Here is a 21,728-nt window from a genome sequence, read left to right as displayed (position 1 = left end):
ATTTCATGAGTAATAATAAAAAGAATCACAACAATAAAAATAACAATAAACAAAAGAGTAGTTCGCATCCAAAGCATAAAACGAGTGGTAGTGCAAACGGGCATAATAGCTACCATTAGAAAAAACGGGTCCTTTATGAGGGACCCGTTTTAATTGTTTCCTTTTAATAATCGTAAGCCATTTAAAATAACAAGAATCGTACTTCCCTCATGCCCGATAACACCGAATGGAAGAGCTAAAAATTGCATGAAGTTTGAACAAATCAGCATTGCAATTACAGCTAGTGAAAAGATTACGTTTTGCTTTACAATACGGTTCATTCGTTTTGATAAACGAATTGCTTGTGAAAGTCGAGATAACTCGTTCTTCATAAGTACAACGTCTGCCGTTTCTAAAGCTACGTCTGTTCCTTCTCCCATCGCTACACCAATGCTAGCAGTAGCGAGTGCAGGGGCATCATTTATACCATCTCCGACCATTGCTACTGTCCCGTATTTTTTTTTTAGCTTTTTAATCGTTTCCACTTTTGTTTCTGGTAAGCATGATGCGTAATATTCCTTTATATTACTTTCAGAGGCAATTGCTTTTGCTGTTTCTTCATTATCACCAGTAATCATAATTGCTTCGACACCGATGCTTTGTAATTCGCGAATAGCAGCTATCGTTTCTTGGCGAAGTGTATCTTTTAAAGCGATAAGCCCAAGGATGCCATCCTCGTCACTAATATAAACGACAGTTTTACCTTCTTTTTCAAGGGAAGCAGAAATACCATTATGAAATGTCTTTGTTTCTTCACCGATAAAATCAGCTTTACCTATTTTATAAGCTTTGTTTTCGAATGTTCCTTTTAGCCCAAAACCAGTTACATCTTCAACGTTTTCTGGTTTTTTTAATGTAATGTCATACGCATGTTGTGCATACTTCACAATAGATTCAGCTAAAGGATGTGTAGAGTGACTTTCAATTGCTGCTGTAATTGAAAGTACTTCTTTTTCTGTCATATTTTCTCGAACATATACATCTGTTACGGTAGGTTTTCCTTCTGTTAATGTCCCTGTTTTATCAAAAGCAATTGCTTTTACTGAAGCGAGGCGTTCTAAATGTATGCCACCTTTAAAGAGAATTCCATTTCTTGCTCCGTTAGAAATAGCAGATAACGTTGCTGGTGTAATGGCAGCAACGAGTGCACAAGGAGATGCGACTACAAGTAAGATCATAGCGCGATAAAACGTTTCATTCCAGCTCCAATCTAGTAAGAAATGAGGGACGAACATCATAAGCGCAACAACGAGTAGTACACCTTTTACATATGTTCCTTCAAACTTTTCGATGAATAGTTGTGATGGTGATTTTTCACTTTGTGCACTTTGAACGAGACGGATAATCTTTTGGAATAATGTTTGATCGCTCGGCTTCGTAATTTTAACTTCGATAGCACCGCGTAAGTTTACAGTACCAGCAAATACTTCATCACCATGTTTTTTTTCATTTGGAATAGGTTCACCAGTAATCGCTGCCTCATCGATATTTGTTTCACCGCTATGAATCGTACCGTCAGCAGGAACGCGCTCACCTGGCTTAATTAAAATAATGTCGTTAATTTGTAATCGTCCAACAGGAACACGTTCCTCGGTTCCATTTGAAATACGTAATGCTTCTTCAGGTTGTAGATCAAGAAGCGCTGAAATTTCTTTTTGGCTTTTACTTAATGTATAAGATTCCATTGCACCGCTTAGTGCGAAAATAAAGATTAAAATCGCGCCTTCTGCCCAGTAGCCAATAATTGCAGCACCGATAGCAGCAAAGAGCATAAGCATTTCGACATTTAGCTCTTTCTCCTCAATTGTATCTTCAATACCTTCTTTTGCTTTTGCATATCCACCAACTATATAAGCAAGGATATAGCAAGTAATGCCTACATTCATTACATCGTTCTTTGTGAATAACCAACCAGCTAAAATGAAAATACCAGATGCGATTGCAAATATAAGTTCATAATGTTTCTTTAATGTATCCCATAAAGAGGGATGAGAAATAGACTTTTGTACTTGTAATGTTTTTACTTCTGAGTTCATTACTACTCGCTCCTTCCAAATTCTTATTGAGAAAAATAATCAAAATCGAAACCCCTATAAAACGACGAAAGCTGCCATCCATAATGGATAGCAGCATTTCTGTTGAATCTGTTTTTAACAGTTATTATGTTGTAATTATTCTATAGTATAGCATATGTTTTCGTTAGATGATATGTTTTTGTTTGCGTATAAACTGAAAACTTGTGTTTTCACAGTTCCTTTGGTATATATGAATATTGTTCGTAAAAAGATCGGAAAGGAAGACAACAAGTGAAGACAGAGAAATTTTTTACCCATCCGATTGGCGTGTTTATTGCTGCAATAGTAGCGACTTTTTTATGGGGGAGCGCATTCCCTTTTATTAAATTAAGTTATGCTGAACTTGGAATTCAGCCACAAGAAGTTGGGGAGCAAATATTATTTGCTGGTTATCGTTTCTTCTTATCTGGGGTTATGCTTTTATTCTTCTTTAAAGCGTTAGGAAAAGATATGAATTTCAAAAAAGGAACGGGGAAGCAGTTAGTACAAATTGGTTTATTTCAAACATTTCTTCAATATATATGCTTTTATATTGGAATGAGCTATAGTTCTGGTATTGAAGGAGCTATCATTTCAGGAACCTCATCATTCTTTCAAATTTTACTCGCACATTTTTTATATAAAGATGATGCTCTTAATGTGAGAAAAGTAATTGGAGTTTCTATCGGCTTCTGTGGTGTCATTTTAGTAAATGTACCGAGTGATGGTAGTTTGTCATTCCATTTCGGAATTGGTAGTTTATTACTTCTGATTGCAGCAATGTTGTACTCGTATGGGAATATATTGGCGAAAGAAGGTAGTAAAACATTAGATATTGGCTATATGACAGCCTACCAAATGATTTTTGGTTCTATCGGACTATTATGTATAGGGGCTGTGCAAGTTGGAGTTATGCCATTTACATTTAGTATACATGCAATACTAATGCTTATCTATTTATCTTTCTTATCCGCAGCAGGATTTTGCATTTGGAATACAATTATGAAGTACAACAAGGTTGGAAAAGTATCAATGTACATGTTCTTTATACCTGTATTTGGTGTGTTATTATCGAGCATGATTTTAGGCGAAGCAATTCATTCGTTTGTATTATTCGGTTTAGCGTGTGTAGCTGCGGGAATTATTGTGGTGAATCGGGTGCCAGCTAAGCAGAAAATGGAGAAAGAAAAACAAGTAGCATAGATAACGAGAAAACGATTACAATGGAAGAACAGTGCTGTTCTTCTTTTTTTTATAGAAAAAGGATAATAGACTAGGTGTCACGAAAAAAGATACAAAAGTATTTATTGAGGAGAACATATTATGAATCTACTTTACATGGTGTTAATTGCACAAATCATTCTTTTTTTTATTGGTGCAATTTATGCAATAGGACAGACAAAAAAGAAAAGAAATAATATGCCGTTACCTTTAGCGGTGCGTCTTATTCTTAGTTTTTCTTTAACAGCAAGTGCAATTTGGATATGGTTACAAGATCCATCAGTAGATTATAGTACGTGGGTTGCACTAGGTATGACGTTATCAACTGTAGGGGATTTATTTATGGCAGGTTTAATTCCAATTGGTCACAGGCTAATTGGAGGGATGATTACTTTCGCTCTTGCACATTGTTTTTATGTAAAAGCATTTTTGCAAACAGGTATTTCATGGAATGGTTTTTGGATTGGTTTACTCGTATACGGACTCTTTCTCATTATAGGATGGTTCTTCTTTATTCGAAATGATAAACAAGATAAATTGTTTACGATAGGAGCGCTAATTTACGGATTGTGGGTTGGAGGAATGGCTTGCTTTGCATTCGCCTTATACTATGAGAATACAGGAATATGGTGGATACCAGCTTTTGGTGGTTTATTATTTGTGATTTCTGATTTTATTATTGGTGTGACAGATATTGGAGGACGCAAATTAAAGTATGAACCACTTTGGATTTGGCTTACATATGTAGCGGCTCAAATGTGTATTGTATATGTGGGATTATAAAAAGATACTCTCTAAATAGTGGATAGACTATTTGGGGAGTATCTTTTTTCGTTACTATTATGCTACTATATTTTTTTGTTGTAGAGCAGAAAGGCTGTATTCATCAGCGGCTTTATAACCTTGCGCTAATAAATCATTGATGTAAAGTTTGTTGTAAATAAAGCAGAATACTAGGTTAGAGAATCCGAATGTAAACATGCTAGCGATTAAAATAATTAAAAACCATTTCCAGTCTCCACGGAATATAGCAGGGAAGAAACCAAAGAAAAATACAGTCCAACTAAAACCAATTTTTGCTTGCTTAATTTGACCGGTATTTTCATTTTTAAGCATAACTTTCATAGAAAAAATCCTCCTAAGTACATAAAATAGAATAAATGCAAGCTATAGTATATCAGAATAATACATTCTTGGATATTTTTATTTTTAAATTTGTAATATTATGATTATATAATTCAGAATTTTATAGAAATTTATTAGTTGAAGTACTTATAATAAAAGTAAAAAGATGATGAGATGGTGGAATGATGCAAAAGAAAAAACGTTGGCGCGAATTCTTTGGAACAATTGCAATTGCTTGTTTGCTCGTGTTTTTGGCGAAAATTTTCGTATTTTTTCCTACGACTGTAAAAGGGGCATCCATGAAGCCAACGTTACAAGATGGGGATAAGGTGATTGTGAATAAGTTGGCAAAGCAATTTGAAAGTTATGGGAGAGAAGATATTATTGTTGTGAAGACGGATAATTTTTATGTGAAAAGGGTTATTGGCTTGCCTGGCGATGTTATTGAGGTGAGAAATGATCAATTATATGTAAATCATGAAGTGATAGAGGAAGCGTATTTGTATAGTAATAAAAAACAAGCTGAAAAAAAACTTATGAATTTAACGGAGGACTTTGGACCGATTACAGTTCCCAAAAATAAGATTTTTGTTATGGGAGATAATCGCTTAATAAGCAGAGATAGTAGAAATGGTTTAGGACTCATTGATAAAGCTGATGTATTAGGAGAATTAGCGGCAATTTATTATCCATTTGAACATATGAAAATAATGAATTAAAGTAAAAAACCAAGCAAATTTCAGTTTGCTTGGTTTTTTATCCCGCTTTAATGGGCAGTAAGACCCCCACCTCAAAATTCAGCGAAAGCAAGGAAGTTAGGTGGGGGATGAAGACCCCCCACTGATTAAAGTTTCACTTTATGTTAAATCGTAGGAGACTCATTAAATTCATAGACGTCTTCATTGTTTTTGTGCGTACTTAAAACGAATTTGTGTTGCAATAGTTGCAGTTTAAAGAATGCTAACGGATCGTGATAAGTTTCTGGGTTGCTTCTTAACGTTGCTAATGTTTGCTCGTCTTCCTGTATTTCAAGTTGAGCGGCTTCTACATTTTGTTTCAGTATGCTAAGTGGATCTTTAAAGAACATCATGATATCTCGTTCTAATGCGCCTTCAAATACTTCAAATTGAAGGAAGAATTGTTTTGAAATCGTTTGAGCAATTTCCGTATAGTCTTCCGTTTCAATATATTGTTTATATTTGTTTGCAAGCATAGATTGATTTTTTTGCATGTTACCAAATAGTTTTCCTGCACTCTTTAAGAAAAATTGTGTCGGTGTAAAACGTAATAAAATATTGATATTCGATACTGTAATTCTATTGGTCATGCGTACAACATCTCGATGCCAATCATCTAGTAATTTGAAATCGCAAGGAAGTTTCATTCGTTCTTCTTTATATAATTTATTAAACGTTTCACTCATTTCATCTAAATAAGATTGAGCTTGAATAAATTCATTATGTGCTGTTTCAATCCACTCTTGAATAAACCCAGTAAATTTAGGGAGAAGCACTTGCTGTACATGTTTTTGAATTCGTTCGTTCATCGCAGTATTTAATTCTTCATGAACTAATTTGAAATCACTATCTTCTTGAACAAGATCAGAGCAGCTCTGTAATAATTCAGGAATTTGAGAATGGATATCTCTTGTGATTTCTTCTTTCGTTAAAAGATAAGATTCTGTAATAGAACGAATTTTATCTTTTTCAAGAGCAGTAAGATTGTTAATAAATCCGTTTAGTTTTACTGAGATATGTTTATTCCAGCGTACTGATTTGACTAATGTATTTTCTAATTCCACACGTTCATTTACAAGATATGCGATTGTCTTTTGAGTAAACCATATTAGTTTTTCGATACGTTCTTGTTCTATATCGCGTTCTGCTAGATTAGAAAGAATAGACTCTGTCACGTCCCCAAGTTGTTGGCTCCCCTCTTGTGAAGGAGAGTATGGGAAGAACTGCGCATTTGGGAAATGGACTTTCATCTTACTCATTAGTTTTTCATTCGTATCCGCATTATTTGTATGTAATACGAAATGAATTTGTAAGTTTGGTACTTGTTCACGTAAATAAAGTAATGTATCAAGTTCTTCACCATGTAACGATGAAGCAGAATTTAATACGTAAATAAGGCTATCTGCGGCTTGTAAGTATTCAAAATATGAGCTGTTTTTATCCACTTGTCCTCGAACAGATGGTGTAACAAGAAATGCAAATTTATTCTTTCTCAAAAATCTACTTGGTAATTTAATTTCTATACATTTGTTCTCAAGTTCTGATTGTTCAGGTGTAGCCATTATTTGATGGAATTCATCAAAGTTCGGTATATTGTGCACATCTAACGCAGTGAATTCTGTTATTTCAGTTTGGCTATCATCTTTAAATAGAATAGGAGTTGTTATAGTTTCAGTTAAGATGTTCTCTCCTAATATTGAATTGACGAATGATAATTTATCATAGTCACTAGTTCCCGAAATTAGTAATTTTGTAACATTTAAATCACATAGTTCATGAACGAGTAACGTAAATTGATGACTTAAATCTACATCATTTTTTTCAGCCCATACAGCAATTGTTTCGAATAAATGAGAAACAGTTTCCATATTCACATTTGTTTCAGCTGTTGAATTAGAGAGTAGGGCTCCCGCACTTTTTACGAGTAATGACTCTAAAGTTGTAGGTGAAACTTCATTCCACGCTAACACTGCAGCAGAGACGAATAGGGCGTCTTTTGCTCTCGTTAAACTAAACCAATTGGTTAATAAGTCAGGTACAAGTCCTTGCATTTCATGCATGAAATGTTCACCAGTAATTAATTCAAAGTACGTATCTTGATAGCGTTCAACAATTTCATGCCAATCGTCATTGTTGTCTGTCTCAATATGTAAGAATAAATGATTGATTGTTTGAATCCAAGGTAGATGTGATTTTTCATTTTGATAGCTGTTCCAAAGAGCAATAACAAGTTCCTTAAATTGGACTTGATCAATTGCATATAAAGCTTTTAAAGATTCATAGAAATATTCTGGTTTGATTTGTTTCGTAAATCCTTGATTCACATAATTAATTAAAGTATCGAACCAGTGTAATGATTTTGTTCGAATTCCTTCTTGAACGGCAAGTTCGATGGCGTTATTCCAATCTTCTTGTTTTTCATAGAATGAACGAGCAATTGAAGTAATATTTGGATAGTCAGGTTGAAATGCAACAGCCTCACTAATCGTCTTAAATGCTAGACCTAAACGATCTTGTTCGATATAAAGAGAAAGAAGTTGTAAGGAAACTTCCATTGTAAGAGTTGTATCTTCCGTTTGGATAGATTGATACATTTCTTCTGCCTTTGGTAAGAATCCTAGTTCAAAATAAGCATCTGCAATATTCTTGGTTGCCCAAAGTGCAAGCTCATTATTTACTTTCTCCCATTTAAATATTGCTGCTTCAAAGTCTTTATTTTGGTAATACAATTCACCTTGAGCAAAGCGAATATTAGAAATGTTGGAGAATTCATTTGTAGATTCATTTATATATGCTTCACCGAGTACTTCTGATACTGGAGTAGAAGTTTTTTCTGTTAAAAATGTTTTATAGTAAACCTTTTGGATAAATTGATTTTCAATGGTCATGTTCGTTCCCCCTGTATAATTTAGAAAAATGATGTTGTATGTAAAGGGTGCATGTTCTTTTAATAGGTAGAAGTTGCATTATATCGACCAAACTATGTTTTTGCTAGGTATATCATTTTTCCTGAGAGTTAAACCGTTGCGAAAAGTAACTTTCCTTTATTGTAACAAAAAAACAAGCATATGAATTTTTATTTTTTAATCATGGTATTTGTGGATAGTAAGATTAGTCCTTCAAGAGACCAACTATGAGAAGTCAAGAGGAATTTTATAAATAGGAAACTTAAAAAAGGGTGCACCAAATAACCCTAAGAGATGTTAAAAAAAATAAAAGTATCAAACTTCTTTTGAATATTGAGGGATTTCATACGGTTTATTGTTTTTTAGGATGGCATAGATAATGTAGCACAACTTTCTAGCTACAGCTCCTATACAAACATAGTAGTGCTTTCCTTGTTTTCGTTTCTTCTCATAAAAAGCTTTCAAGACAGGGTCATGTTTATGGGCTGTAATAGCGGCTTGGAATAAGGCTCTACGTAAATGAGAAGAGCCACGCTTAGATATAGACATACCTGATGATTCAAATTGTCCAGATTGGGACACAGAGGCATCAATGCCTGCGTAAGCGACAAGTTTAGATGGTTTATCAAAGCGGTGTATATCCCCAATTTCACTTAGTATAGTGGCACCTAAAATTGGTCCAACGCCAGGTACTGTCATGATAGGAGTATCTAAATCAATTAAAAGTTGTGACATTTCGTCTTCACATTCTTTGATTTGATCTTCGATAAAACGAATTTGCTCCATCAACATTTTTAGTTGGAAGGAAAAAGCGTTTTTACAGAAGGTAACACCAAACGAATTAGAGGCTAATTCCATTAGCTTGTTAGCTGTTTTCTTTCCTAGTCGGTTACGACTGGTTTGCTCAATTATTTGTGTTAAATCATCAATAGATATCTGTTCATAGTCACTAGGAGAGGCATATTCAAGTAAGATTTGCGAAGAAGTTTTACCAAAAACATCCGAAAAGATGCTTTGGTACTCTGGGAAAGTCTGATCTAATACGACAAGAGCTTTTCGTTTTAAATCACTCATATTACTTACAAGCGCATTACGAAAGCGGCTCATTTGTTTTAGAGCGAACATTTTTTCGTCCACAAGTGGGGTTTCAACAAAACGGCCGAATCGAATGATATCGGCAATCATAGTGGCATCAATGGCGTCTGTTTTTCGCTTTCTAATTTCTGTTCCTTTTCGCCAGGCATTGGTTTGAATGGGGTTTAATACAATGACTGAAAATCCATGATCCAGTAGAAAAGAATAAACAGCTAACCAATAATGTCCGGTGGCTTCCATTCCAATCAGTATTTCTGTAGGAGACTCAATGTATTGGTAGATCTGATTTAAAAGGGTTTGTCCACCTTCTTTGTGATTCTGAAAAGGAAATGGCTTAGTAATAGGTTTTCCCGCTTGATCGATAATGGACGCATAATGTTTATGTTTAGCGATATCAATACCTAAATAGAACATAGCTTACACCCCTATATTAATTAGTGTTAGATAGTGCTTTCCTCCCCTGAACTAATAAGCGCTACTACCTCGTAAGAGATACGAAGAATGACCAATGGTCATCAACATCCAACTCATTCGTAAACTACTTATTAGACAGAGGTACCGCTCTTTTTTACGAATACAAAGATTCAGGGAGATGGTCGGCAACACTCTATCTACAAATATTAGTATCTCATAAAAATAGATACCCTTGGGTTTATAGGTACATCCCGTCCCTAAAAACCTAACTTAATCATACGAGGAGATGGATATAAGGAAAGAAGGCGGGAGTCTAGCACGTGATTGATGTGTACTAAGAATGAGCGAGGTCACTGATTAATAGTTCAATTTCTGTCTGCTAAAGGAATGGATAGAAGTAGAGTTCATTATAAAAACAATGTATAGTGAATATGTATACCATGTTTGTCTGAAAGATAGAAAGGGCACAATGTGGAATAACGATCGTGTATAGGATGTGTCTTCCGAATGGAACAACATATTGGCGAGTTAATCGCACATTATGGGTATTTTGGAATTATTATAGCTTTAGCTGGCGGGATTGTTGGATTACCGATACCAGACGAGTTTTTATTGACCTTCGTTGGTTATAACGTTTCAAAAGGCGTTATGTCAGGAACAGCTGCGTTTTTAAGTGGGATGGCTGGTGCGATGTTAGGCATTACATTAAGCTACATATTAGGTTTAAAACTTGGACTCCCTGTTTTAAAAAAATATGGACCGAAAATTAGAATTAAAGAACATCACATTGAAAAAACACATATTTTATTTGAAAAATATGGCCCATTTCTTTTAATAGTTGGTTATTTTATCCCAGGAGTACGTCATTTAACAGCGTATTTTGCTGGGATGTCGAATTTAACACTTTGGCGTTTTTGTTTATACGCTTACGGTGGTGCACTTATTTGGATAAGTGTTTTTATTGGACTTGGCTGGAAGTTAGGAGAGAAGTGGCGTTTCGTTGAGTATAGTTTGCATCATTATGGAATATGGATTTTATCCATTTCAGTAGTTGTTACATGTGTCGTATGGTTTTACATAAAGAAAAAGAAAAACCGCGAGTAGCGGTTTTTTAGCTGAAAGCGATAAATAGTACACCAGCTGTAATAAAGACAACACCAATACCAGTCATAAAGTTTAATTTTTCGCCGAGTATAATCATAGCGAGAATGATAGAAAATACGACGCTTAATTTATCGACAGGAGCTACTTGTGAAACCTTTCCTGTTTTAAGGGCAAGAAAATAAAATAGCCATGACGAAGCACCTGCAACCCCACTTAATGTGATAAAGAGCAGTGCTTTTTTATTTAGAAGTACGTCGCCAATATTTTGAAATTTACCTTGTATAATAATAACGCCTACCATAAATAATGCCATGATAATAGAACGAACCGTCGTAGCAACATTGGCATCGATTCCATCTAAACCAATTTTACCGAAAATAGACACAAGGGCAGCAGCAATTGCTGATAATAGTGCGAATAAGAGCCATGAACTCATAGTAAAATTCCTCCAATCGTACATTATTATACATGAAAATCATTCTCACGTATAAAGTGAATGGGATTTTACCGCCTCGCAAAGAGCTGGATAGATAACGAAATAATCCCCACCTTATATTTTTCATAAGGTGGGGATTATTATACTACTCTGCAATTTCCTCATATAAAAAGTACGTTACATTATAAATATGTTCTACTTCATCGTCTGTCATAAATAATAATTCGTCACGCTCAATCCCTTTTTTCTTTTCGATAAACTCAATCATGTTTTTGCGTTCTTCTCTTTTCATCAATTTTATTTCTCCTCTCAATCTGTTTTAATACAGTTTATTTAAGTTACTGCTATTATATAACAGAATCTTTAGAAAGTTCCACCTATTTTATTGTTTTTTTCAGAAGAACTTTTCGACAAAACAAGCCCACATAAAGGTGGGCTTGTTTCACTTTATAGTCGTAAAAACTCGGGCTCCGTCGTACCGGCACCATCGATGTAATAAATTGTATCGGGGTTGATTTTAATTAGTACATAATTAGGGTCTTCAGGACCGAGTAACCAACGCTTTAAGCTATTACTCCAAAACTTGTTTTTTAATGTGGAGTCTTCCTCGATGGAGGCTAAGCCTTCCACTTCGATATAATCTTCATCTAATTTTTTTCCTTCACGACCAAGTAGAACATGTACATTTGGATTGTTTTTAATATCTGTTATCTTTTTTGATTGTCGATCTGTTGCAACATACAGTACAAAATCTTCGTGGAAAAACATCATAAAGGCGCTATGAGGTTTCTCATTTCGTACTGTAGATAATACACCGGTACGTTGACCTTGAATAATAGTTGCGATTTTTTCTTTTAAGTGCATAATTTTAACCCCTTTTCATAATTTATAATTCTGTCTGTTTCAACAAGGTAATTTAAATATCTTTCATACTGTTTTCTTCAATCCGATTTTTTAAACGCAATTGTGATGAAATCGGACAAGTTAGGAGAAGAATAATAATAATATCGAGGAGAAATACATACGATGGAAGGATGGAAAGCATGTTTAATAAAATATTTCTTATAGTGGCGCTTATAGGTGTACCACTGTCTGTACTTGGGAAAACACTTCATTGGCCTCAAACAATTATGTTTGCTGTGTATTGTATTACGATTATCGCATTAGCGGGTTTTATGGGGAGAGCGACAGAAAGTTTGGCAATTGTATCTGGTCCTAGAATAGGTGGATTATTAAATGCTACTTTCGGTAATGCCGTTGAACTAATCATTTCAATTTTTGCCCTTCAGGCAGGATTAATTGAAGTTGTGTTAGCTTCTTTAACGGGTTCTGTACTTGGAAATTTATTATTAGTAGGAGGGCTATCCTTCTTTGTGGGAGGGCTTAAATATAAGAGACAAAGTTTTAATGTATATGATGCAAGGCATAATTCGGCTTTATTAATCTTTGCTGTAGTAGTAGCATTTGTTATTCCAGAGATTTTTTCAATGAAGATGGACGCTGGAAAGACGTATCAGTTAAGTATAGGTGTCTCGATTATTATGATTATTATGTACCTTGCTGCATTGCTATTTAAGTTAGTTACGCACCGTGGTGTATATCAGCAGAAAAGTGATGAAGTCGCTCATGAGGAAGAACCAGAGTGGTCGAAAGGGAAAGCATTACTCATTTTAGCGATAGCAACAATTGCGGTAGCTTATGTGTCAGAGGCGCTCGTGCATACATTTGAGACAGTTGCAAAATCATTTGGTTGGTCAGAATTGTTTATAGGTGTTATTATCGTTGCGATTGTTGGAAATGCAGCAGAACATGCATCTGCAATTATTATGGCGTATAAAAATAAAGTAAATATTGCAGTTGAGATTGCAATAGGTTCTACATTACAAATTGCCATGTTTGTTGCTCCTGTATTAGTACTGCTTTCTATGTTTTTCACGCAAAGGATGCCTTTAGTATTTACAATACCAGAACTTGTTTCTATGATCACAGCTGTTTTCTTAACGATTGCGATTTCAAATGATGGAGATACAAACTGGTTTGAAGGCGGTACTTTATTAGCTGCGTATGTCATTATGGGAATTGGTTTTTATTTATTATGAAAAATAGGCATAACAATTGTGCTCAGAGAAAACAATAAACGAAGTAGTATATATACCTTTATGTAGGAAGGAGCCAGACAGGTGAAACGAGTATACAGCATATGTCTTTCAACTATGGTCTCGTTTATTTTATTATTTCCTAACAGTGGCTTTGCAAAGACAACAGTAGAAACAAAAATGCCTTCATCTGTTTTAAATATTTCTAAAGACAATACGTTTCCAAATGATGCGCAAGATTTACCGCGTTTACAGCCGAGTAAGTTTGCTCAAGAATTATTAAAAACAGCAAATATTAAAATTGAAAATCCGGACTTAATTCGAATGTTTAATGAAACAACAATTTCGAATGCGCCGCTTGCGGTAGGGTACCGAGCAAAGATTTATTTAGGGCAATGGGCTTTACATTATGAATCGATTGATACATCGGTTAATTGGGAATATAAACAAGTAAATCGCAATGTGTACGATAATCGCGGAGGAGATCGCCTATATCCACTACGCTATAAGCAAGAAACACAAAAGACGGTTGAAGGTGATTTAACAGCAGATATGAAAGATGCTGCAGATGTGAAAAAAATGATGCTTCTCAAAGCACTTGAAAAAGTACAATTGCCACTTTCATTTAAAACGACTATTGGTTATGGTACTGGACATGAGAGAGTGTATAATATTAGTCCGAGTCAACTTGGATATTTATACGCTTATACACCAGCGGTAAATGAAAAAGGAAAAGTAACATTTGGAGAAGTATACCTCGTATTAAAAGGAAATCAAAAAAGGCTTGTTGTAAAAAATATTACTTCTCAAGGAATTGGAGCCGCTATCCCAATTCATGATCATTTATATTTTAAATTCATTTCTTCTTCTCATTCGCAATAAGATAAAAAACGTCAGCTTATAAGCTGACGTTTTTTTATAATGTAATGTTTGCCGTTTTTGATAAGAAATCTTCGGTTGGATAGTAGCTGTTTTTTACAAGAACATTCGGTCCAAGACATTTTACTGCTGGACAGTGACAGCTTAATGATTTTGCTGTTTTTGAAGCGCTCCATTTTTCATACGCTTCTTGTAACGTATTTGTTTGAATGTTACCTAGAAGTGGAACATCACCAAAGTCCGTTACAATAATATTTCCATCAAAAATATTTACATTTAAACGAGAACGGCCATCTGGATCGTTACGAACAGTTACATTTTTGCTCTTTTGTAATTTTTTAAATGTGGCAATGTCTCGCTCATCATCGCTACAAGCATAGAAAGGTAAAGTTCCAAATAACATCCATACATTTTCATCGCGAATTTCTAGTAAATGCTCAATTGCATCACGAATTTCAGCTTTTGTTAAAATCTCTAGATTACTCGCGAAGTCACTTGGATACATTGGGTGAACCTCATGACGTTTACATCCCATTTCATCAACGATTTGACGATGAATATGCTCAATGTGTGGTAGAGTTCGTTTATTCAACATCGTTTCGGCTGATACGAGTACACCTGCATCTGATAGAGCTTTACTATTTGTGATCATACGTTCAAATAATTTTGCACGCTGTTCATACGTAGGTTTACGCTCCATCATTGCAAATCCGCCTTCAACGAAGTCGTCAATTGTTCCCCAGTTATGAGATATATGCAATACGTCTAAATAGGGAATAATTTGTTCGTAACGTGCTAAATCTATAGTTAAGTTTGAGTTGATTTGAGTGCGAACACCTCGTTCGTGGGCGTATTTTAAGAGTGGTGTTACATAGTTGTCGACGGATTTTTTTGAAAGCATAGGTTCTCCGCCAGTAATACTTAAAGAACGTAAATGAGGAATCTCATCTAATCGTTTTAATAAAAGATCCATCGGAAGCGGATTCGGGTCTTTCGGCTGTAACGTGTAACCAACAGCGCAATGCTCACAGCGCATATTGCATAACGTCGTCGTTGTAAACTCAACATTTGTTAATAGTAGTTTGCCGTACTCTTCAAGGTCCATATACGCTTCCCATGGATCGTAAGAAGGAGTAATCGGCTTCATTTTTTGTGATATCGTCATATGAAATACTCCTTTGACTATTGAAATAACAATTTGTCCATCCTCTATAATAGAAGAATATGTGCTTTTTATAAAGCGAAACTTTTTAGAGGAAAAAGAGAGAGGGCTTACATTATAGTGAATAACCGTGACAAAATTGATGAAATTACATACCCATTGTAATCATTTTTGCGGTATAATAAAAGCAACTCGAATTAAAAGGAGAGTGCCTTCATGGGAAAAGCAATTCAAGATAAAGATACACAATTAGTATATTTAAAAGAACGTTTAAATATGTTCATTGAAGTAATTGATACAATTGAACCTGAAGAAGTAGAATTAGAAGATGTAGATCGTCTTCTTGCAATGCTAGATGAATTAGAATTAAAATGTGAGCAATTTAAAAAAGACGAATAATATATTAAAAAGGCTGCCAATTCCAATTTGGTAGCCTTTTTCTGTGCGGATAATAGAAGGACGATAGAAAAAGAGGTATAATCAAGTTGTGAAAAATTTCATGTATGCTTGAATAGCGTGAAACAAATAAAAAGCTGCAGAGCATAATAGTGGAAATTTCAGCTCATAACGTTTTGGTAGCGTTCACAATTGAGGGGGAAGTAACAATGGAAAAGCTTCAAGAAAGCATGTATCAACTAATTGTTGAAACGTCAACGAACTTACCGAAAGATGTTCGTCGTGCGATTCAACAAGCGAAAGAGCGAGAAAATGCAGGGACTCGTTCTGCGATGGCACTTGGCACAATTACAAATAATATTAAAATGGCTGATGATAACATCTCGCCAATTTGCCAAGATACAGGGATGCCAACGTTTAAAATTTATACACCAGTTGGTGTGAATCAATTAAAGTTGAAGGAAGCTATCTATAATGCGCTTGAGCGGGCGACAAAAGATGGTAAACTTCGTCCAAATTCTGTTGATTCTCTTTTTGGAGACAATAGTGGAAATAATTTAGGACCAGGTACACCGGTTATTAAGTTTGAACAATGGGAAAAAGATTATATTGATGCACGTTTAATCCTAAAGGGGGGTGGCTGTGAGAATAAAAATATTCAGTATAGCTTACCGTGTGAACTAGAAGGACTTGGACGAGCTGGCCGCGATTTAGAAGGGATTCGTAAATGCCTTCTTCATGCGGTATATCAAGCACAAGGTCAAGGATGTAGTGCAGGTGTAATTGGTGTTGGTATCGGGGGAGACCGCACATCAGGTTACGAATTAGCAAAAAATCAATTATTCCGTACATTAGATGATGTCAATCCAATCCCAGAATTACAACAACTTGAAGAATATGTATTAGAAAATGCGAATAAGCTTGGCATTGGTACGATGGGATTTGGCGGAGAAACAACTTTACTTGGCTGTAAAATTGGCGTGTATAACCGTCTGCCAGCTAGTTTCTACGTATCTGTGGCGTATAATTGCTGGGCATACCGTCGCCTTGGTGTAACAATCCATCCTGAAACAGGTGAAATTATGGATTGGTTATATCAAGAAGGTGAAGATACACTGGAGCAAGAAGTACAAGAAAAAACGGAGCAGCGTGAAATTGTATTACAAGCGCCAATTACAGAAGAGCAAATTCGTGAACTTCGCGTTGGTGATGTTGTAACAATTAATGGCATGATGTATACAGGTCGTGACGCAATTCATAAGCATTTAATGGATAACGATTGTCCAGTAGATTTAAATGGACAAATTATTTACCACTGTGGTCCAGTTGTTGTGAAAGATGAAAATGACAATTGGCAAATTAAAGCGGCAGGTCCAACGACAAGTATTCGTGAAGAACCGTACCAAGGTGATATTATGAAGAAATTCGGTATTAGAGCTGTCATTGGAAAAGGCGGCATGGGTGCGAAAACATTAGCAGCTTTAGAAGAACACGGTGGTGTATATTTAAACGCAATCGGTGGTGCAGCGCAATATTATGCTGAATGTATTAAAGAAGTGAAAGATGTTGATTTCTTACAATTTGGTATTCCAGAGGCAATGTGGCATTTACGTATCGATGGATTTAAAGCAGTTGTAACGATGGATTCTCACGGTAATAGCTTACATGCAGATGTTGATAAAACATCACTTGAAAAATTAGCTAGCTTTAAAGAGCCAGTATTTAAGTAAACAAAAATGCATCTCGAACGATTCGAGATGCATTTTTTTGGTATATATAGAAAAACATGTTCAGCATGAAAGAATGCGTAGCAACAGAAACTACGAGTACGATTATATATGGAAAGGAGACTATTTATGAAACATAAATGGTTATATATCGGTCTCATTTTTTCAATTATGATGGCACTTGTTCCAGTTTCGGCACTAGCTTATACAAATACTCCACATAACTGGGGAATCCCGCGCCCTAAAAATGAAACAGTACCAGATGCAGGAAAGTTATATACAGATTTGCTACAAAAAAATGGTGGTTTTTATTTAGGGGATACGAAGAAAAAGGATATTTATTTAACATTTGATAATGGATATGAGAATGGATACACAGGAAAAATCTTAGACGTATTAAAAGAGAAAAAAGTACCAGCAACTTTCTTTGTAACGGGGCATTATATTAAAACACAAAAAGATTTATTGTTAAGAATGAAGAATGAAGGACACATTATTGGAAACCATTCGTGGAGCCATCCTGATTTCACAGCGGTAAATGATGAGAAACTTCGTCAAGAATTAACGAGTGTAACGGAAGAAATTAAAAAAGTAACCGGACAAAAAGAAGTGAAATATGTACGTCCCCCGCGCGGCGTATTTAGTGAAAGAACGTTAGCTCTTACGAAAGAAATGGGCTACTATAATGTATTTTGGTCACTTGCATTTTTGGATTGGAAAGTGGATGAGCAAAGAGGATGGCAATATGCGCATAATAATGTTATGACGATGATTCATCCAGGATCTATTTTATTACTTCATGCAATATCAAAAGATAATGCAGAAGCACTTGCGAAAATCATTGATGATTTGCGCGAGAAAGGGTATCATTTTAAAAGTCTAGATGACTTAGTAAAAAGCAATCAACCGTAAGCATGTATGCTTGCGGTTTTCTCATGCTATAATGATGTGTAAAAAGGATGGGGAAACGTATGTGGAGCGAACATGTTACGTTAGAGTATCCGTATCATTTTGAAGAAGTATTAAAACGTTTATCTTTTGATCCTCTTAACGTCATTCAATTAGATGAGAAAGTTATTTATGTCCCGCTTTGTATAGACGAGGAACAGATTGTTGTTCGCCTGCAAGGGATTGGTACTGTTCAAAATCCACAGTTTTGGATTTCTAGTCAGACAGGAGATCCAGAGAAAGTTATGAAACGAATGAGGGCCATTTTTCATTGGAATGAACCGTTTCAAGATATACAAAATCATTTTTTAAACACATCATTACGTCCACTATTTGAAACATATGCTTATACTCCAATTATTTTAGAATTTGATTATTTTGCTTGTCTTCTTCGCTGTATCATTCATCAACAAATAAATTTGAAATTTGCTACTGTGTTAACAGAACAGTTTGTGAAACGATATGGAACAGAAAAGAACGGTGTATTCTTTTTCCCCACTCCAGAAATAGTAGCAAATATTTCAATAGAGGAATTGAGAGAGCAGAAGTTTAGTCAGCGAAAGGCTGAATATATAGTAGGATTAGGTCGAAGTATTGCCAGCGGTACATTAAATTTAGCGAGTATAGAAACCAAGGCGGAAGAAGAGATTTCAGCACAATTGTTACCAATTAGGGGGATTGGTACATGGACAGTGCAAAATTTTTTAATGTTTGGGCTTGGACGGAAAAACATGTTTCCGAAAGCGGATATTGGGATTCAGCGTGCAGTACAAGGTGTATTTCAATTAGATGATAAGCCTGATGATGCATTTTTAGAAAAAGTGAAACAAGAGTGTGAACCATACTGCAGTTATGCAGCGTTATATTTATGGAAAAGTATAGAGTAGAGGTGTAATAATGATACAAAAGCAACATGAGAGTAAGTTGGAAGTTGGTCAAACGTTCCCTGTGACAATTAAACGTCTTGGGATTAATGGAGAAGGCGTTGGTTATTTTAAGAGACAAGTTGTTTTCATTCCAGGGGCATTACCAGGAGAAGAAGTTGTTGCAGAAACAACGAAAATTCAGCGTGGCTTCGCTGAAGCGAAAGTGAAAAAAGTTCGTAAAGCTTCACCACATCGTGTGAAAGCACCATGTCCGGTATATGAAGAGTGTGGCGGTTGCCAATTGCAACATTTAGACTATAAAGAACAATTAAATCAAAAGCGTGATATCGTTGTACAAGCATTCCAGAAGTATATGAACAACGGTTTGGAAGAGAAAATTCGTCCGACGCTTGGCATGGAAAATCCATGGCATTATCGTAATAAGAGTCAACTACAAGTGGGGCGTAAAGACGAAAAGGTTATTACAGGACTGTATAAACAAAATTCACATCAGCTAATTGATATTGCTCATTGTATGATTCAACATAAAGCAACGAATGAAGCGACAAAAGTTGTAAGACGTATTTTAGAAAAATTAAATGTTTCTATTTACAATGAGAAAAAACAAAAAGGTTTAGTACGTACAATTGTGACACGTACTGCAGTTCAAACAGGGGAAGTACAAGTTACACTTATTACAACAAAAGAAGAGTTGCCAAATAAAGAACAATTTATTGCAGAAGTACAAAAACAGATGCCAGCTGTTAAATCAATTATGCAAAATGTAAACTGGCGTAAAACATCTGTTATTTTCGGTGATAAAACATTTAAATTAGCTGGAAAAGAAGTAATTCAAGAAACACTTGGTGATTTATCATTTGAATTATCAGCACGTGCATTCTTCCAGTTGAATCCAGAACAAACGGTTGTTTTATACAATGAAGCGAAAAAAGCCGCTGCTTTAACTGGCAATGAGAAAATTGTAGATGCGTATTGTGGTGTTGGTACAATCGGACTTTGGCTTGCAAATGATGCAGCGGAAGTACGTGGTATGGATGTAATTCCAGAAGCAATTGCAGACGCAAGAAAAAATGCGAAGCGCCACGGATTTACAAATACGAAATATGAAGCAGGTAAAGCTGAACAATGGCTACCGAAATGGGTAAAAGAAGGATGGCGTCCAGATGTAATTGTTGTCGATCCACCTCGTACAGGTTGCGATGATAAATTACTGGAAACAATTTTAAAAGTGAAGCCGAAACAAGTTGTTTACGTATCTTGTAACCCTTCTTCATTAGCACGTGATGTACAAGCGTTAATGAAGAGCTATGAAGTGGAATATGTACAACCAGTTGATATGTTCCCGCATACAGCCCATGTAGAAAATGTAGTGAAGCTTGTTAGAAAGTAAAGTGTATTTATATTCCCTCACGATATGAGGGAATATTTTCTATGAAGGAGAATAAAATGAACAATTATAAATTAACGATTCAGTACGATGGTGCACGTTTTAAAGGATGGCAACGTCTCGGTAATAACGATAATACGATTCAAGGAAAAATCGAAAGTGTCATTTCCGAAATGGTCGGAAAAGAAATTGAAATTATCGGTTGTAGTAGAACAGACGCTGGTGTACATGCTTTGAATCAAGTTGCTAACTTTCAAAGTGATGAGAAGTTAGTGGAACATAAAGTAAAAAAATATTTAAATCAATATTTGCCAAATGATATTAGCATTACAAATGTGGAAGAAGTACATGATCGATTCCATGCTCGTTACAATTCTAAAGCAAAAACATATCTGTATAAAATTTGGAATGAAGAGCATACGAACCCATTTATGCGTAAATACAGCATGCATGTGAATAAAAAATTAAATGTGAAAAGCATGAAAGAAGCTGCGAAACATTTAGTTGGTTCACATGACTTTACTGCTTTTTCAAATGCAAAATCAAAGAAAAAGTCTATGGTGCGAGAAGTATATACACTTGATGTGATGGAAGAGGCAGGATTTGTACAAATTAGAGTAAGTGGTAACGGATTCCTTCATAACATGGTACGAAAAATTGTTGGAGCATTAATTGAAGTTGGATTAGGACAATTAGATGCAGAGGCGATTCCACACATTTTAGAGGCGAAACAACGTAATCAGATTAATTGCCTTGCTGAGGCAAGTGGTTTGTATTTGGAGAATGTTGAGTTTTAATAATCAGTAAAAAAATCGAGCTGTGTAGGCTCGATTTTTTTTATGCTTTAGCGTTAAGAAGATCTTTCTTTCTTCATACGTATCTTCAAATTCCAAAAAGCAGCAAGCATAATAGCTGCAAAAGAGCCGCTAAGTGTTGCTAGTAGCTTTGCATAAGGATAGGCATTTATATCAACTAGTAACATCATACATACAATGGTAGGGAAAAAGGCTAAGTATTGTAATAACTTTAACTTTGTATTACTACTCATATATATCATTCCTTTCAAGTATGTTATATGTTAATTATATCATATTTTACCAATTTTTTATTTGTAC

General features: G+C 35.2%; 21 protein-coding genes. 12 read left to right on the top strand and 9 right to left on the bottom strand.

What is annotated here, in order from left to right:
• Positions 1-149 precede the first annotated feature (149 nt).
• The gene (locus tag QCI47_RS25800) at positions 150-2,075 is read right to left on the bottom strand and encodes a heavy metal translocating P-type ATPase (RefSeq protein ID WP_309422958.1); all 1,926 of its coding nucleotides are present in this window, start codon (positions 2,073-2,075) and stop codon (positions 150-152) included.
• A gap of 270 nt (positions 2,076-2,345) precedes the next feature.
• Between QCI47_RS25800 and QCI47_RS25795 the strand changes: the two genes are divergently transcribed.
• The gene (locus QCI47_RS25795) at positions 2,346-3,296 is read left to right on the top strand and encodes a DMT family transporter (RefSeq protein ID WP_061131246.1); all 951 of its coding nucleotides are present in this window, start codon (positions 2,346-2,348) and stop codon (positions 3,294-3,296) included.
• Positions 3,297-3,416: 120 nt separating this feature from the next.
• The gene (locus QCI47_RS25790) at positions 3,417-4,097 is read left to right on the top strand and encodes a lysoplasmalogenase (RefSeq protein ID WP_061131245.1); all 681 of its coding nucleotides are present in this window, start codon (positions 3,417-3,419) and stop codon (positions 4,095-4,097) included.
• 57 nt (positions 4,098-4,154) lie between these two features.
• On the opposite strand, the gene QCI47_RS25785 is transcribed toward QCI47_RS25790, so the two are convergent.
• Positions 4,155-4,439, bottom strand: a complete 285-nt coding sequence (locus tag QCI47_RS25785) for a hypothetical protein (RefSeq protein ID WP_000867040.1) — start codon at positions 4,437-4,439, stop codon at positions 4,155-4,157.
• Between the two features lie 182 nt (positions 4,440-4,621).
• On the opposite strand from QCI47_RS25785, the gene lepB reads away from it, so the two are divergent.
• A complete protein-coding gene (lepB, locus tag QCI47_RS25780) occupies positions 4,622-5,158 on the top strand; it encodes a signal peptidase I (RefSeq protein ID WP_011198531.1) in 537 nt (178 codons plus the stop codon).
• Between the two features lie 143 nt (positions 5,159-5,301).
• On the opposite strand, the gene QCI47_RS25775 is transcribed toward lepB, so the two are convergent.
• Positions 5,302-8,064, bottom strand: coding sequence for a tetratricopeptide repeat protein (locus QCI47_RS25775; RefSeq protein ID WP_074542691.1), 2,763 nt, complete (start codon positions 8,062-8,064; stop codon positions 5,302-5,304).
• 333 nt (positions 8,065-8,397) lie between these two features.
• Entirely contained in the window at positions 8,398-9,591 is a 1,194-nt protein-coding gene (locus QCI47_RS25770) for an IS110 family RNA-guided transposase (protein WP_049106919.1), read from the bottom strand.
• A gap of 507 nt (positions 9,592-10,098) precedes the next feature.
• On the opposite strand from QCI47_RS25770, the gene QCI47_RS25765 reads away from it, so the two are divergent.
• Positions 10,099-10,695 (top strand): DedA family protein, encoded by a 597-nt coding sequence (locus tag QCI47_RS25765; protein WP_000434856.1) that lies wholly within the window; start codon positions 10,099-10,101, stop codon positions 10,693-10,695.
• Between the two features lie 7 nt (positions 10,696-10,702).
• Here the strand turns inward: QCI47_RS25765 and QCI47_RS25760 are convergent, their stop codons facing one another.
• From QCI47_RS25760 to QCI47_RS25750, 3 genes are all read right to left on the bottom strand, one after another.
• A complete protein-coding gene (locus QCI47_RS25760) occupies positions 10,703-11,131 on the bottom strand; it encodes an EamA family transporter (protein ID WP_000100306.1) in 429 nt (142 codons plus the stop codon).
• Positions 11,132-11,276: 145 nt separating this feature from the next.
• A complete protein-coding gene (locus QCI47_RS25755) occupies positions 11,277-11,423 on the bottom strand; it encodes a BH0509 family protein (RefSeq protein ID WP_000817786.1) in 147 nt (48 codons plus the stop codon).
• Positions 11,424-11,578: 155 nt separating this feature from the next.
• Positions 11,579-11,995, bottom strand: coding sequence for a pyridoxamine 5'-phosphate oxidase family protein (locus QCI47_RS25750; RefSeq protein WP_000550222.1), 417 nt, complete (start codon positions 11,993-11,995; stop codon positions 11,579-11,581).
• A 179-nt stretch (positions 11,996-12,174) separates the two neighbouring features.
• Between QCI47_RS25750 and cax the strand changes: the two genes are divergently transcribed.
• Together cax and QCI47_RS25740 are read left to right on the top strand one after the other, a co-directional pair.
• On the top strand, positions 12,175-13,230 hold the full coding sequence (gene cax / locus QCI47_RS25745) for a calcium/proton exchanger (RefSeq protein WP_000482147.1): 1,056 nt from the start codon (positions 12,175-12,177) through the stop codon (positions 13,228-13,230).
• A gap of 81 nt (positions 13,231-13,311) precedes the next feature.
• Positions 13,312-14,109, top strand: a complete 798-nt coding sequence (locus QCI47_RS25740) for a YfkD famly protein (protein ID WP_001992424.1) — start codon at positions 13,312-13,314, stop codon at positions 14,107-14,109.
• A 34-nt stretch (positions 14,110-14,143) separates the two neighbouring features.
• On the opposite strand, the gene yfkAB is transcribed toward QCI47_RS25740, so the two are convergent.
• Positions 14,144-15,271: a radical SAM/CxCxxxxC motif protein YfkAB gene (gene yfkAB / locus QCI47_RS25735; protein WP_000156010.1), complete on the bottom strand. Its 1,128-nt coding sequence runs from the start codon at positions 15,269-15,271 to the stop codon at positions 14,144-14,146.
• Between the two features lie 213 nt (positions 15,272-15,484).
• Between yfkAB and QCI47_RS25730 the strand changes: the two genes are divergently transcribed.
• From QCI47_RS25730 to truA, 6 genes are all read left to right on the top strand, one after another.
• On the top strand, positions 15,485-15,667 hold the full coding sequence (locus QCI47_RS25730; protein WP_000513558.1) for an SE1561 family protein: 183 nt from the start codon (positions 15,485-15,487) through the stop codon (positions 15,665-15,667).
• 206 nt (positions 15,668-15,873) lie between these two features.
• A complete protein-coding gene (gene fumA / locus QCI47_RS25725; protein WP_000413517.1) occupies positions 15,874-17,394 on the top strand; it encodes a class I fumarate hydratase in 1,521 nt (506 codons plus the stop codon).
• A gap of 126 nt (positions 17,395-17,520) precedes the next feature.
• On the top strand, positions 17,521-18,303 hold the full coding sequence (gene pdaA, locus QCI47_RS25720) for a delta-lactam-biosynthetic de-N-acetylase (protein ID WP_000681213.1): 783 nt from the start codon (positions 17,521-17,523) through the stop codon (positions 18,301-18,303).
• Positions 18,304-18,362: 59 nt separating this feature from the next.
• Positions 18,363-19,226: a DNA-3-methyladenine glycosylase family protein gene (locus QCI47_RS25715; RefSeq protein WP_000269439.1), complete on the top strand. Its 864-nt coding sequence runs from the start codon at positions 18,363-18,365 to the stop codon at positions 19,224-19,226.
• 10 nt (positions 19,227-19,236) lie between these two features.
• The gene (rlmD, locus tag QCI47_RS25710; protein ID WP_000615223.1) at positions 19,237-20,616 is read left to right on the top strand and encodes a 23S rRNA (uracil(1939)-C(5))-methyltransferase RlmD; all 1,380 of its coding nucleotides are present in this window, start codon (positions 19,237-19,239) and stop codon (positions 20,614-20,616) included.
• A gap of 56 nt (positions 20,617-20,672) precedes the next feature.
• Complete coding sequence (gene truA / locus QCI47_RS25705) at positions 20,673-21,410, top strand: tRNA pseudouridine(38-40) synthase TruA (protein WP_001067307.1); 738 nt, start codon at positions 20,673-20,675, stop codon at positions 21,408-21,410.
• Positions 21,411-21,463: 53 nt separating this feature from the next.
• Here truA and QCI47_RS25700 read toward each other — a convergent pair whose 3' ends face one another.
• Positions 21,464-21,661 carry a hypothetical protein gene (locus QCI47_RS25700; protein ID WP_000097847.1) on the bottom strand — a complete coding sequence of 66 codons (198 nt, stop codon included), beginning with the start codon at positions 21,659-21,661 and terminating at the stop codon, positions 21,464-21,466.
• Between the last annotated feature and the right edge of the window lie 67 nt (positions 21,662-21,728).

It is taken from the genome of Bacillus cereus group sp. RP29 (assembly GCF_040459765.1).
Taxonomy (GTDB): Bacteria; Bacillota; Bacilli; order Bacillales; family Bacillaceae_G; genus Bacillus_A; species Bacillus_A paranthracis.
The sequence above is the reverse complement of the archived record's forward strand: the minus strand, read 5'-3'. Positions and strand labels throughout refer to the sequence as shown.